This window comes from Streptomyces caeni (genome assembly GCF_042678285.1).
Classification (GTDB): domain Bacteria; phylum Actinomycetota; class Actinomycetes; order Streptomycetales; family Streptomycetaceae; genus Streptomyces; species Streptomyces caeni.
In genome coordinates this window covers 1-12,974 of sequence record NZ_JBHUDX010000091.1, presented here as the reverse complement: position 1 = coordinate 12,974, position 12,974 = coordinate 1, and the positions used below count along the sequence as shown (strand labels likewise).

The following is a 12,974-nucleotide window of genomic DNA, read 5'->3' as shown; positions in this document are numbered from 1 at the left end:
CGACCTGATCGAGCAGGTCCAGGGCATCATCACGGTCGGCGAGTTCTACGAGCGCGCCGCCGCCGGCCAGATCATCTACACCTGATGGCCGGCATGCTGCCCGGCCTGCCGGACGGGGTGCGGCGAGTGATGGCCGTGGTCGCCCATCCCGACGACGAGTCGTTCGGGCTCGGCGCCCTCCTGGATCTGCTGTCCGGCGGCGGGGTGCCCACGACGGTGCTCTGCTTCACCCACGGTGAGGCGTCCACCCTGCACGGCCGGCCCGGCGACCTGCACACGGTCCGCGCGGACGAACTCGCCTGCGCCGCAAGGGAGCTGGGCGTCGGGCGTGTGGAACTGACCGACCACCCGGATGGCGCTCTCGTCCGTCTTTCGTTGCTCGGGCTCGCCGCGGAGGTGACCCGCCTGATCGATGAGCAGCGTCCCAGCCATCTGCTCGTCTTCGACACCGGAGGCGTCAGCGGGCACCAGGACCATCAGCGGGCCACCGACGCCGCGCTGCTCGCCGCCCGCCGGTCCGGTGTCGCCGTGCTGGGCTGGACTTTGCCGCAGCAGGTGGCGGAGCGCCTGAACGCCGAGTTCGGCACGTCCTTCACCGGCCGGGACCCGGCCGAGTGCCGTGTCGTCGAACCGGTGCCGCGCGAACGGCAACGCCGCGCCATCGCCTGCCATGCCAGCCAGTCGTCCGACAATCCGGTGCTCTGGCGCCGTCTGGAACTCCTGGGCGAGCGGGAGTATCTGCGGATCCTGGAATGACGCGGACCGGCGCCGAGCGTGACTGCGGGGTTCGAACCGCCCCGGATGGGCCCTGTGCCGTCCCGCAGAGTCAGACGGGTGAGGTGGGGAACTCTTGAGGGGATCGAGGCTGGAACGCACCGTGCAGTCACACAGAGTCGGACTGGTCAGTTCGCGGTGATGCTGGACGGTGGTGAGGCCGAGACCTGTGCCTCCCCTCCTACTGTGGAGACCGTGACCGGAGGGATAGTTGGGGGTCATGGCATCCAGGAAGCTCATCTACGACGCCGAGTTCCGTGACGGGCGGTACGGATCGTGGTGGAGACCGGGAAGCCGATTCCGGAGGTGGCTGCGGATCTGGGTATCCATCCCGGGGCGCTGTACAGCTGGGTGTCGCGGGCCCGGCGCAACGGATCGCCGTCGTCGGACCGACCGGCGGCAGAGCCGTCTCCTTCCGGTGGTCGGCTGCGGGAGAGTGAGCGGGCGGAGCTGGAGCGGCTGCGGGCCGAGGCCAGGGAGAAGGACAGGCGCATCCGCGAGCTGGAGATAGGGCGTGATGTGTGCAAGCGATTCACGGCCTTTTGGGTGAGGTAGCTGACGCGGTCCCGGCCGTCGCGGTCGGGGTGATCAGCAGCTGCAAGGCCGAGCAGAAGATTCCCTACCGCGTCGCCTGCCGGGCGTTGGGGGGTGTCGGAGTCGTGGTCTTACAAGTGGCGCGGCCGCCCGACCACCGCGAGTACGCCCACCGGCACACCTTCGCCACCCGCACCGAGGCCCGGATCAGGATCGCCACCTGGATCACCGACTTCTACAACACCCGTCGGCTACACAGCGTATGCGGGTTCAAGAGCCCGATCGACTACGAACGCGACTACCGGGCCACCCTCACCGAGGGACTGGCCGCATGGACCGTCTCCACGCTGCGAGGGGATTGACACGAACCAAACGGATCATGAGGCAGATGCACGGCCGATCCGGGTTTCCCCTACTCCGCCACCGCATCCTCCTACAGTGACCACTACACAGCGCTACCACCGATTACGGGACGGAGCCGTTCGCTACACAGACCCCCAGGCCGCCGCACTGACCAGCCACATGGCCGAACTCGGCCACGCCATCGCAGAACTCACCTTCACCGAAAGCGCCGACGCATGGATGGCCCCGCCGCACTGCGGCTGCGGCACGCCCTCGAACACGTCGGCATTCCCGTACGAGCTGGGCACCGACCAGGCTGTCGTGTACGCCTTCGAGCGGATCGTGACCGGCACCCCCGAACACACCAGTAGCGCCCTGACCGTCTCCACTCTGTGCGCGGAAGCGGGTATCCCGCGCGCCACCTGCTACCGCTCACCCCTGGCGGAGATCATCACCGGACTGCTCCGGACACCGGACGCGCCCCGACCGCAGACCGACACCCTGGCGGCGGACATCGCCCGTCTCAAGAAGGCGGACCGCATGCTGCCGCTCCCGGCACGCGGCCGAGCAGCGGGAGGCACGCGCCACCATCGCCGCCTACGCCAACCACAGCCAGACGCTGAGCCTGCGGAACGCCGAACTCGAAGCGTAGAACGCCACCTTGCGCGAAGCTCTCCGCCAGGGCGGCATCGTGGCCTCCCTCCCTGAGACGCGTTGAGTGCTGCCGCCGGAAGGACTGCCGCGCATCCTCTCCGGTGGGGAGGTGCCCCTATGCCTTTGGACAGGGGAAACAGGGCTGCGTTGAGCCCGGGGGCCGACGCTGACTCCCACATGGAGGGCTTCACCACCAGCCTCTGCCCAATGCTGCTATCCGAGGCGTGCCACGTCGGGATGATCCCGGTCATCAAGCCGGACGTCCCGGAACTTACCCGGGGCTGCCTGGTCCAGATCGATCAGGGCTACTTCCGGGTGGAGAACATCTCGGCGGGGAACGCGAGGTTCATCGAGGCGCAGCCGAAGATCGATGTCGTACACCCTCCCTCCGGAGGGTCATGTCGCTACGCTCTCGCTGTCTTGTGAGGCGCGTTCCTCGGGTTGCAGCTTCAGGACGTCCCGCCCACGCGTACGGTCTATGTCGCGCCATTCCGGTCGCAGTCCAGCCAGATTCGTGGTGAGGAAGTACGCGGTGCCGCAGGCGAGCAGCACCGGCACCAGTCCGACAGCGGTCACCGCTGCCCCGGCGAGCAGCCCGCCGAGAGGGATGCCTGCCCAGGCCAGCGAGTCACCGAGGGCGTTGACCCGGCCCAGCATCCGGCGTGGCACCCGCTCGACGAGGACGGCTCCCAGCACTGGGTTGACGAAGCCGGCACCGAACCCACTGACCGCGAAGACGGCCAGTATCGCCCCCAGCGGGGCATCGAAGGCGAGGATCAGGAACCTCGGTGCCCCGGCCAGCAGGAACCCGGTGAGAACCACCACCCGCCGCCGCAGCCGGTGGGCGACCACCGCGGCGATCAGGCTCCCGCCGACCGCCGCGGCCCCCATCACGCTGCCCATCAGGCCGATCGCGCTCGGCCCGCTGCCGGACTCCCTGGCCCAGACGGGTACGAGCACCGAGGCGATCGCCGCGTCCAGCAGGTTGGTGATGCCGCACATGATGATGACGCTGAGCAGCAGCGGCTCGCCGCGCAGGAAGGTGAAGCCTTCGCCGAACCGCCGCCAGTAGCCCGGCCCCGTCTCCCTGGCCGGCGAGGGGGCCTCTTCGGCCGCGTGCCCCATGCCGCGAGGCAGCGCGAGTTTGATGATCACCGATCCGAGGGCGAAGCAGCCCGCGTTGACGGCGAGTCCGGTCAGGGGACCGAGCAGCGCCACCAGGGACCCGCCGACCGCCAGGCCGACGGTAGAGGCGAGCCGCTCGATCACACCGGATAGACCGGTGGCCCGCTCCAGCGGTACCCGGTCGCGCTCGGCCGCCTCCGGGACCATCACCTCCTTGGCCAGGTCGCCGGGTCCCCGGGCCGCGCCGATCAGCGCGACCAGAGCCAGCAGAAGGGGAAAGGACAGCAGGTCCAGGGCGTGGAGCAGGGGAACCGCGGCGGTGGCGATCGCGCTGGCCAGATCGGTGGTCCAGGAAACGGCCCGCGGGCCGATCCGGTCCACCAGCGGTCCGGTGAACGCCTTGACCACCACGTAGGGAGTCATCTCGCAGAAGGCGACCAGTCCGGTCTGGGTGGCGCTGCCGGTTGTGACGAGGACGAACCAGGGCAGTGCCACAACGGAGATCCGCGTGCCGGTCAGCGAGACAACCATGGCCGCCAGCACCCCGCCCAGCGGCCGTAAGGACCTCTTGCCGGGTATGCCGCCGGTCTCCGAGGCGTCGTCGGTCATGACGTCGGGCTTCCTTCCTCTTCCTGAGGGCCGGAAGGGAGCGACGGCGCGGCAGGCGCATCCAGTTCGGGCAGGATCTGCGTGATCACGGCGACCCGTTCGGCTCCCTCGGGGGCACTGGCCGCCGTCTCCGGCGCGTCTCGCCGGTAGCGCGCGATGACGTTCGTCAACTCCCGGTACAGGGCGGCGGCTTCCTCGGGTGTGAGCCGCAGGGCCCAGTCGCTCATGTCGAAGGTGTTCCGCCATGCGCGGGGCATCGTCTGAAGCTCGTTCAGGGTCTGCTGCGTGCGCAGGGTGTAGATGGCGGCGACGGACTGCTGGTAGGCCAGTGCGGCCTCGGGCTCCCGCTCGGTCAGCTCCGGATCGCTGAGCCAGGTGGTCCGGTGCACCGAACGCCACCAGCGCTCTCGCGCGTTGCCGCGTTCGGTGTCCTCCTCGACGAAACCCGCCGCGCCGAGCTGCCGGAGGTGGTAGCTGGCCGTACCGGAATTCACGCCCAGCCGCTCCGCGAGGCGGGTGGCCGTCGATGGGCCGTACTTCCGCAGCAATCCGACCAACTGCACGCGCACCGGATGCGCCAGGGCACGCAGCCCCTTGGCGTCCAGGACCACCGAGTCCTCTTCAGCGTTCGGGCCATCCGGCCTCACGCGTGGGTCAGTCATACCGCGCACTCTAGACCGCAAAGGGTTGTTCGCAAAGGCTCCTTTGCGAACAACCCTTTGCGGTCTAGGCGGCCCCGCCTTGCTGTGCCACCTCTCAACTATCGGCCGATTGGTGAGCAAGACCCGGTTCAGCCTCCGAGGCGGTGTGCAAGGTGGAGCAGATCTGCCAGGTGCAGCACCCGCCCATTGGATCCTGGGAGAGGGACATGGAGCGGCCGGGTCCAGTGGGCGGGGATTGTATCCAGCCCGTAGTACGCCCCCGCGAGGCCTCCGGTCACCGCGGCGACGGTGTCCGTGTCACCGCCGAGGTCGATCGCCGCGCGTATCGCGTCTTCGAAGCTGGTGGTGGTGCGCAGGGCCCAGATGGCGGAGCCCAGGCAGGGCCAGACGGCACCGTTGAACTCGGTCGCCTGATCGGGGTGCCAGTCGGGCGCGAGGACCGCGTCGTAACGGCCGCGGTGGTCGGGGTGGACAAGAGCCAGGATGTCCGGGAGTGCGGCGAGGGGGTCGGTGTCCTCGAACGTGACGCGGATGAGCTCGTGGAAGACTGCGGTGCCTTCCCAGGCCGCACGGTCACCGTGGGTGAGGGCAGCGATGCGGCGGGCCGCGTCCATGGTGGCTTCTCGGCCGGCGGGTGCGAAGTAGACCGCGGAGGTCGATGCCCGCATCAACGAGCCGTTTCCCGCTGCTCGTTGGTTGACCTGGAAATGGATCGCAGCGGCGAGGTCCCAGGGCATGCCATTGGTCAGGACGTCTTCGGTCTGCAAGCCGATGTCCTTCGGTTCTGATGCTGCCCACTGCTGGAAGCGGGCGAAGATGTCCGGCAGATCCAGTCCGCCCCGCTCCAGCAGCGACTCCGCGACCAGGACGGCCATCTGTGTGTCGTCGGTGGCCTCGCCGGGGTCCCAGCCGCCGCCTCCGCACATCTCGCCACCGGCACCAGGCGCGGGAAACCGTGCGGAGAACGCTCCCTGGGCACCGAACTCGAAGGGACCGCCCAGGGCGTCACCCACCGCTGAGCCGACGACCGCGCCAGCGGCCCGCTGAATCCGCTCCATCCGGCGCAGGTTACCTGTGCCGCGCCGACGGCCGCGCGGCCCTCTTTCCTTCCTCGGCTCCCCGACCCATCGGCGACGAACATGTCTCGTCTACGGAGGTGCGTCACCTGAGACACCCTGAGTCTGAGACACCCGTACAGGTCAGGTTGTCACGACCGGCAATGAGCTTGACTCTGTCGGGGATCTTGAGAAGCTCGGGCTACAGCCGCCGACGGATCGCCAAGACCGTGATCGGGGGATGCCCTGCTGGTCCAGATACGTTTGGAACGTGGTTGGCGGTCGGGGAGGGCGCGGTGCTTCTGGTGGGAGCTGGTCGCAGAGTCGTTCGATGTTGACCGCGATGGCGGTAAGCACGTGCTGGACGTGGGTCTTGTCCAGACCTCGGTAGCGGCATCGCCGCATCTCGTGGCCGTGCGCGAACTCGTTGATCGTGCCCTCGATGCCGGACCTGACCGCGTAGATCCGGCGGCGGGAGGGGCTGTCCTGCTCGGCGCGCGTGCGCCTTTGCAGGTCGAGCAGGTCCTTGAGAGGAAAGCCCACGCTGCGGGACGCCGCGCGGGAGCCGGTGCATCGCGTGCGGGCGGGGCATGGTCCGCACTGGCTCTTGGTGAACTTGACCACGATGAGCGGCGCCGCTTGGGGCGAGGATGTCGGATACGGGCCGTACCAGCTGCGGCTGGTCTGGCCCTGCGGACAGGTCACCTGCCGACGCTCGAAATCGATGAGGAAGTCGTCCCGGCTGAACCCGCCCTGGTCGCGGTGCTGGCGGGTGGGATTGACGCCTACCGGTCCCACAAGGGCAACCTGGTGCTCGCGAGCGGCGTGTTCCTGGTGGACGAGTGTGGTGTAGCCGCTGTCGATGAGGTGCTCGGCGGGCAGCAGGCGGCGGCGCGTCAGCCGGTGGTGGATCCCGGGCAGAGCGTGCGCATCGGAGCCGGTGGCCTCGGTGGTCGCCACATCGGTGATCACGTTGATCCCGTCACCGTCGCAAGTCTCGGTGATGTGCGTCAGGTACCCCTTCCAGCGGGTCGCATGGCCGCGTCGGCTGTAGCGGGCCTGGAGATCGTAGGGGGAGACAATCGTGGTCCCGGACGGCGGCAGGCCCCCGCCCTCGGGCGTGCGCCAGCGAATCCTGTCGCGCTCGTCGATCAGGTAGTTCTGCACGAAGACCTCCCGCAGGGCCTTCACCTGCGGCCCGGGGCGGGAGGCGGGCCGACGCTGGTGAAGGTGCATCAGCAGCAGGTGCGCGTCGGCTCCGGTGCGGTTGATCCTGGTCTTCGGGTGCGTCGGGTTCTTGCCCAGGCGCACCGGGCGGCCGTAGCGCTCGCCCCATTCCTCGATGACCAGTTCGGCCAGCACTTGAGGGGCGGTGCGGGCGAGCTCTTCCAGGGCCGCGCGCATGGCCTCGGTCACCAGCTCCCGACGGGTCAGATCACGCACGGCTGCCAGGATGTGGGTGGAATCGGTGCGCTGGCGCCCGCGCTCCTTGACCAGTCCGGCGTCCCGCAGGCGTTCCAGCGCGAGGTCCAGCAGAAGGCCGGCGCGATCGCCCTCGGCGAGCCGGTCGCGGAAGTCGGACAGCACGCTGTGGTGGAAGCCGGGGTTGTCCAGGGGCAGGGCGAGAGCGTACTTGAAGTCGATCCGGCAGCGCACGGCCTCGGCAGCCTGCCGGTCCGACAAGTTGTACAGGAACTGCAGCACGCTGACGGTGGCCAGCTGGGCGGGCGATAACCCGGGCCGGTCATCGCGCGGGTACCAGGCCCGGAAGTCCTCGTCCCGCCACAGGCCGTCGAGCCGGTCCCGCACCCACATCGCCGTCGTCCCACTCGGATTGCTCGCCCGTGCGACCTGCGCCGTCAGGGACGGAACGTGCTCACCGGGACGGGGACGGACGGACATGGAGCACTTTGCGACGTACCTGGACCTCGAACCGTCCCGAGCATGCCGTTTGATCAAGCCATCGCACCGTAGAATCTCAAGATTCCCGACAGAGTCAAGCTCAGCACAGCTGAGCAAGCGTGCCGTGCCCGCACCGGGTGACGCCCCTTCGTTCCCGGCCGCAAGCCCCTCACACGCAAGCTGGTGGCCCGCTTCGACCGCTGGCCCGTGCTCTCTTCGCCAGCAGCGTTGCCACGCCCAGCAGTACGACACCGATGGAGAGAACGGCGAGCGGAGCCGCAAGAGAGTTCGGCAGGTACCGTGCGGCCGTCTGGGGCACCACCTCGATCACACCGAACGCGCCGATCGCGAGCAGCCACACACCGCGGATCACCACCCCACCGGCGAGCAGCGCACCCACGGTGAGGAGGGCGACGACGTGACCGGCCGCCGTCTCCATCATCAGCTGTGCGCCGACCAGCAGCCCCACCGCGGTGGCGAGGTACCCCGCGGTGAGCGGCCGTACGCGCCCGCGGTAGGCCATCGCGCCCCACCCCACGGACAGCAGCCACACGGCCAACCCCAGCACCCATCCGGGCGCGTTCCGATCGATGCTGGCAATGCCGGCGTCGAGGGTCACCGCGGCCCCGGCGAACACGGCGAGATGCTGCAGCGCCGCCTGGGTACGCAGCCAGAGCAGCATGGCGTAGGCCGTTGCCATCGCCGCGGACAGCAGTGTCCCGTTGCTCGCGGACAGATGCCAGACGTGCGCGCTGAGCACTCCGCCGAGCGCCGCCAGGGAGGCGGCCGACATCAGCCACAACACGCTGCGCAGCCGTTGCAGGGCGGGGTTGCCCTCGGTGTGCACGGCTGCGCCGGTGGCCCCGAGCAACACGGCGGCCGTCGCCGCGAAGCCCGCCTCCGCGCTTGGCGGAATGTCCGACCACAACTGGACCACCGCGATGAAACCCGCGATGATCGCCATGGCCCCGCCAAGGTAGCCGAGCGCTTCGACGACCATCGAGCCGCGGCTACGGTCGCCGTCCCTGGGCGCGGTACCCGGCCGGCCTGCGGCGTTGGCGCGTGCGACCTCGGCTGTCTCGATCCGTGCTGCCTGCTCGGAACTGATCAGGCCCTCGGCGACCCAGCGCGCGAGCTGGGTATGCACACCGGGCTCGGGCCGTTTCACGGTCATGGCCACCTCCTCGCTCGCCGCCAGTGTGGACCGATGTGCGCTCGGCGGCTACGGCCGACGGGCCCGTCGTTCTCGCCGTTCGGCCCTGTCGGCCCGCGCCACAGCGGTCACCGGCCGCGCACATCGCAGGCGGAGCATCCCTCGCCCCGGCTTCGGTTTCGCCCCGACCGGCGGCATCGTCCTCTGAGCCGTCCAGGGCTGCGGCCGCGGGCTGGAAGGGGACGGGATCGGCCGCGTCTGGTCCTGGTCCACGGAGGTTGCGCTCGACCTGCCCAGCTTCCAGCCGTGCGGCAGGTGGATGAGGGGAACGTAGCGTGGGGCCCGGTCGACCAGGGTGCCGATCGCTGAGGCGTACCCCTTCCCGATGATGAGGGGCTCGGCGGATCCGCTGGAGGCGGTGGAGACTGACCGTTACGTGTTGGACATGGCCGGGAACCCGCCGCTCGGCTCGGCAGACAGGTCGCCCTGGGCCGGCATGTCGGGCGGAGCTGTCTGGTGTCACGGCGTCCTCGTCGGCGTCGCGGTGGCGGACCTCCCGGGCTGGCCGCACAGCAGGCTGGAGTCCGTCCCTACCTACGCCCTGCTGGCCGACGCCGGTTTCCGGGAACTGGTCCATCGACACACCGAACGGGGCGTACAGCTGGAACCCGCCGAGTTCGCCGACGGCGCGGAGGCGGCGGCCCCGCTGATCCCCCGGTCGGTGGCCTCACTGCTCCACCCCCGCGCCGAGACCGTGCGGTTCTCCGGCCGCCGCGAGCTGCTCGCCGAGATGACCGGGTGGAGCACCGAAGGCGACGACGTGTCAATGGCCCTGCTCACCGGGGCTGGCGGGGCCGGGAAGTCCCGGATCGCCCGTGAGCTGGGGCACCGGCTCGCCGCGGCGCGGTACGCGATCGTGCACCTGACGCGCCACGAGAACGCGCGCCACTACCGCCTACTCGCCCGGACCACGGCCCCGGTCCTGCTTGTCGTCGACTACGCGGAGAGCCGCGTCGAGCAGGTCCGCGCGCTGCTGGACGAACTGGTCCGCCGCCCGCGCGGCATCCCAATCCGGGTGTTGCTCATCGCCCGTGCGGTGGGCCGCTGGTGGGACGAGGTGCGCGAGAGCGGCCCCGAGGCAGCCGAGCTTGCCGAGCGCGCGCGGCGCTGGTCGATCACGGGCACCGAGTCGCTCGGCATGGACGGGCGCGAAGCGTTCCACACGGCGGTGACCGACCTCGCCCGCGGGGTCGCCCAACTCGGCCTCCCCACGCCCGTCTCGCCCTCCGCAGACACGGGGCTGCGCCGTCCGCTGCGGACCGTGCTGGAGATCCATATGGCGGCTCTCGCGAGCCTTCTCGCACCCCACGCGGCGACCACCGTGCGGGACGCCCAGGACACCCTGCTCCGGCACGAGGCCGCGTACTGGAGGAAGACCTCCCGGAAGGCACCCCTCGACGGCCTGGGTGAGGACGCCCTGCGTAACGCCGTCGTCACCGCCACGCTGGTGGGGCCCGTGCCCCGAGACCGCGCCCACGCGATCCTCACGCGCGTGCCGCGCCTCGGCGACCAGCCGGAGGCCGTCCGCCGCGCGGTCGCGGACTGGCTGGTCGACCTGTATCCCCGCCCCGACTCCACCGACATCGACACCTGGCACTGGGGCACGCTGGAGCCGGACCCTCTGGGTGAGTACCTGGTGGGCACCCAGGTCGTGGGGGAGCCCGAGATATTCCTCCGGCTCGTCAAGGAACTGAGCAACGAGGAGATGGCCAATGCCCTGCTGGTGTTGAGCAGGGCCGCGGCGTGGACGGACGGGCTGACGGCCGTCCTTCGGACGGCCGCACGGACCGCCCCGGGGATGCTCGCGCCCCGTCTGGTGGGGGCGGCGACGCGCAGCGCAGAACCGGCGCTGCTGATCGACGCGTTGGACGTAATCCTCACAGAGGGGCTGTTGGCGCCCGAGCACTTGCAGGAACTCGCGCGGCGGACACCTGTGCTGACTCAGGCGTTGGCCGACTGGAGCGTACGACTGACGCGCCGACTGACCGAAATCGCAGAAGAACGCTCGGCCGATGACCCAGTGAAGCGCGCGGGCGCCCTGCTCAACCTCACGACGAGGCTCCTGGCCGCCAAGCGCCACGAAGAGGCACTGACCACCGCTGCGTCGGCGCTGGCTCTCCTCGACACTGTGCCCACTGCCTTGGAGCCGCTCCGTGCTCCGCGACACGACGGACTATGTGCAGGGCCTGCTGACCGCGCTGAACAACCAGGTGAACTTTCTGACGCTCGCACGCCGGTTCGAGAACGCCGAGCGCGCCGCGGCCGAAGCTGTGACCGTCCTGGCACCGCTGGAGCTGCCGGAGGAGCTCGCCGACGCCCATCTGGGGCACGCCAGAACCCTGCTCGCTCTCGACCGCCTCCCGGAGTTCGAGACGGCCCGCAGCGCCGCCCTGGAGCTCTACCGGCGCCTGGAGGACGACTCGCCGGGCGGCTACGCGCAAAAGATTGCCGAGGCCCAGTCCCTCGGCCTCGAGCCCCCTCAACCCGCCTCCCGGTAGGGCGCCTCCTCCAGGTCAAGCCGCCTGTTCGACCTGAAGAAGTTAAAACGGCGCGCCACCGGCCACGAGGGCGGCGGCGCGCCAGCACCCGGAGGCCCTCGGTGCGGCCGAGGGCCTCTCTGGGGCCTCAGCCGAGCGCCGCCCCGTCCTCATTGGTGCCGCGCAGCACCATCGCCGAAGCCGCTGCGGCGCCGAGGGCCTGGGCGGCGGCGCCCACGTGGTCGGGCGGGAGTACGGCAGCGGCCACCACCACGACCACTCCGACGAGGATGACCTTGAGGCGAGGCTTGCTGTGGAGGGGGTGGCGGGGCTCATCATGAGAAGAGGGCGTCAGCACTGTTGCCGTCCTATCTGCCGCGCAAGCGGCGGTCCAGCCGCCAGGCGTCCTCACGATGCTTGCGAGGCAGAGGCGCCTGGCGGCTGCTGGAGTTGGTGCGCCAAGTCTCATGACGTTCTTGCAGCTTCAGTAGGGGGGCGAGACAATGCACTGACAATCCGTGCTTTTGGCGAGACAACAGGTGTAGACCACATGCCGCGTCGCGCAACACCTCTTGACCCCGAGGACGGCCCGGAGGCCCGGTTTGCCCTCGCGCTCCGTCAGTTACGTGACCAAGCTGGCTTCGAGGCCAAGACGATCGACGCCATTGCAGCAAAGAGCCACATCCCCAAATCGACGCTGTATGCCGCGCTGCGCGGCAAGCGCATCCCTACCGTCCCTGTCCTCGCAGCGCTCGTGCAAGCGTGGAACGGGGACCCTGCGGAGTGGTTGGCACGACGTACTGAGACTGAGCAAGAGGTCGAGCGTCTTCGCCAGCAAGCCATGGGCCGCCTCCAGTCCCATCCGGGGCGCCTTTACGACGTGCCACAGCCGAGGCCCGCAAAGTCCAAGACACCCGCGCCCCCCGGCGAATCTGCATGGACAGAAGGGCTGCAAGCTGACGGGGGCACTGAGGGCGGGAGAGCCGGTACATCGCATCCTTCCGGCGAACCCGCGGAGCTGGAGCTGCTGCTCCGCCGCGCGAACGAGCCTGAACTCCTTCGCCGGTTGACGGATCCTGCTGCGACCGACACGGCCGAGATTTGGGCACTTCGGCGAAAGGCGGCCTGGGAACCGTCGATGCGTGACATCGCCCGCATCGCTCGGATGCGGGCGACGACGGTGAGCAAAGTCCTCAACGGCAGTGACCGATCCCGACGGAACGTCAAGCGACTGCTCAAGGCCTTCAACGAAATTGAACGGCTCATCCATCTTCAGGGGCATATGCGCGCGAGGGGCCTGATGTAGTTCAACGGGAACGACGAACAGCCCGCGCATCAAAGCAGTCCCCAAGATTGATCATTTGGAGCTCGAGGGCCTCGCGGCGCAGGCCCTTGGCGCGCTCCCGCAGCTGCCGGACCCGTCGAACGCCTTGACCGCGCCGTCGAGGAGGGCGTCCAGCTCGTCGTCGTTGAGGGCGGTGATGTCCTCGGGAAGGGAGAACTCTTCCATTGGGCGGGGGGACCGCGTGACTGTCAATTCCCCTCGCAGCGTGGAGACGATCTATGCGGCCAGTCCCTCGGCGAGGGCGGCTCGGTAGTCTCGTTCGTAGTCGATCGGGCTCCTGAA

General features: G+C 69.5%; 15 protein-coding genes and 1 pseudogene. 8 read left to right on the top strand and 8 right to left on the bottom strand.

Features of this window, described 5'->3' with window-relative positions; genetic code table 11:
* Positions 1-84 precede the first annotated feature (84 nt).
* The 5 genes from ACFSL4_RS30200 to ACFSL4_RS30180 all read left to right on the top strand — a co-directional run bounded on the left by ACFSL4_RS30200 (position 85) and on the right by ACFSL4_RS30180 (position 2,730).
* A complete protein-coding gene (locus ACFSL4_RS30200) occupies positions 85-756 on the top strand; it encodes a PIG-L deacetylase family protein (RefSeq protein ID WP_381089854.1) in 672 nt (223 codons plus the stop codon).
* 294 nt (positions 757-1,050) lie between these two features.
* Positions 1,051-1,329 carry a transposase gene (locus tag ACFSL4_RS30195; protein WP_381089851.1) on the top strand — a complete coding sequence of 93 codons (279 nt, stop codon included), beginning with the start codon at positions 1,051-1,053 and terminating at the stop codon, positions 1,327-1,329.
* Positions 1,317-1,670 (top strand): hypothetical protein, encoded by a 354-nt coding sequence (locus ACFSL4_RS30190; RefSeq protein ID WP_381089848.1) that lies wholly within the window; start codon positions 1,317-1,319, stop codon positions 1,668-1,670. Before ACFSL4_RS30195 ends, ACFSL4_RS30190 begins: the two co-directional genes overlap by 13 nt.
* 76 nt (positions 1,671-1,746) lie before the next feature.
* Positions 1,747-2,358: a hypothetical protein gene (locus ACFSL4_RS30185; protein ID WP_381089845.1), complete on the top strand. Its 612-nt coding sequence runs from the start codon at positions 1,747-1,749 to the stop codon at positions 2,356-2,358.
* Positions 2,359-2,421: 63 nt separating this feature from the next.
* Positions 2,422-2,730 (top strand): Tn3 family transposase, encoded by a 309-nt coding sequence (locus ACFSL4_RS30180; protein ID WP_381089842.1) that lies wholly within the window; start codon positions 2,422-2,424, stop codon positions 2,728-2,730.
* Here the strand turns inward: ACFSL4_RS30180 and ACFSL4_RS30175 are convergent.
* The 5 genes from ACFSL4_RS30175 to ACFSL4_RS30155 all read right to left on the bottom strand — a co-directional run bounded on the left by ACFSL4_RS30175 (position 2,701) and on the right by ACFSL4_RS30155 (position 8,831).
* Entirely contained in the window at positions 2,701-4,038 is a 1,338-nt protein-coding gene (locus tag ACFSL4_RS30175) for an MFS transporter (protein ID WP_381089839.1), read from the bottom strand. The genes ACFSL4_RS30180 and ACFSL4_RS30175 overlap by 30 nt on opposite strands.
* Positions 4,035-4,700 (bottom strand): ArsR/SmtB family transcription factor, encoded by a 666-nt coding sequence (locus ACFSL4_RS30170; RefSeq protein ID WP_381089836.1) that lies wholly within the window; start codon positions 4,698-4,700, stop codon positions 4,035-4,037. Before ACFSL4_RS30170 ends, ACFSL4_RS30175 begins: the two co-directional genes overlap by 4 nt.
* A 128-nt stretch (positions 4,701-4,828) precedes the next feature.
* On the bottom strand, positions 4,829-5,758 hold the full coding sequence (locus ACFSL4_RS30165; RefSeq protein WP_381089833.1) for an ADP-ribosylglycohydrolase family protein: 930 nt from the start codon (positions 5,756-5,758) through the stop codon (positions 4,829-4,831).
* A gap of 141 nt (positions 5,759-5,899) precedes the next feature.
* Positions 5,900-7,657: an IS1182 family transposase gene (locus tag ACFSL4_RS30160; protein WP_381089830.1), complete on the bottom strand. Its 1,758-nt coding sequence runs from the start codon at positions 7,655-7,657 to the stop codon at positions 5,900-5,902.
* A gap of 169 nt (positions 7,658-7,826) precedes the next feature.
* A complete protein-coding gene (locus ACFSL4_RS30155; protein WP_381089827.1) occupies positions 7,827-8,831 on the bottom strand; it encodes a DUF2157 domain-containing protein in 1,005 nt (334 codons plus the stop codon).
* A gap of 364 nt (positions 8,832-9,195) precedes the next feature.
* Here ACFSL4_RS30155 and ACFSL4_RS37715 point away from each other — a divergent pair.
* Positions 9,196-9,861: pseudogene (locus tag ACFSL4_RS37715) on the top strand (P-loop NTPase); the annotation flags it as partial.
* On the opposite strand, the gene ACFSL4_RS30150 reads toward ACFSL4_RS37715, so the two are convergent.
* On the bottom strand, positions 9,766-10,068 hold the full coding sequence (locus tag ACFSL4_RS30150) for a hypothetical protein (RefSeq protein WP_381089824.1): 303 nt from the start codon (positions 10,066-10,068) through the stop codon (positions 9,766-9,768). The pseudogene ACFSL4_RS37715 and the gene ACFSL4_RS30150 sit on opposite strands and share 96 nt — an antisense overlap.
* 955 nt (positions 10,069-11,023) lie before the next feature.
* On the opposite strand from ACFSL4_RS30150, the gene ACFSL4_RS30145 reads away from it, so the two are divergent.
* Positions 11,024-11,368 carry a hypothetical protein gene (locus ACFSL4_RS30145; RefSeq protein ID WP_381089821.1) on the top strand — a complete coding sequence of 115 codons (345 nt, stop codon included), beginning with the start codon at positions 11,024-11,026 and terminating at the stop codon, positions 11,366-11,368.
* Between the two features lie 127 nt (positions 11,369-11,495).
* Here the strand turns inward: ACFSL4_RS30145 and ACFSL4_RS30140 are convergent, their stop codons facing one another.
* Entirely contained in the window at positions 11,496-11,705 is a 210-nt protein-coding gene (locus tag ACFSL4_RS30140; RefSeq protein ID WP_381089818.1) for a hypothetical protein, read from the bottom strand.
* 192 nt (positions 11,706-11,897) lie between these two features.
* On the opposite strand from ACFSL4_RS30140, the gene ACFSL4_RS30135 reads away from it, so the two are divergent.
* The gene (locus tag ACFSL4_RS30135) at positions 11,898-12,653 is read left to right on the top strand and encodes a helix-turn-helix transcriptional regulator (RefSeq protein ID WP_381089816.1); all 756 of its coding nucleotides are present in this window, start codon (positions 11,898-11,900) and stop codon (positions 12,651-12,653) included.
* A gap of 51 nt (positions 12,654-12,704) precedes the next feature.
* On the opposite strand, the gene ACFSL4_RS30130 is transcribed toward ACFSL4_RS30135, so the two are convergent.
* A complete protein-coding gene (locus ACFSL4_RS30130) occupies positions 12,705-12,857 on the bottom strand; it encodes a hypothetical protein (protein WP_381089813.1) in 153 nt (50 codons plus the stop codon).
* Positions 12,858-12,974: the final 117 nt, after the last annotated feature.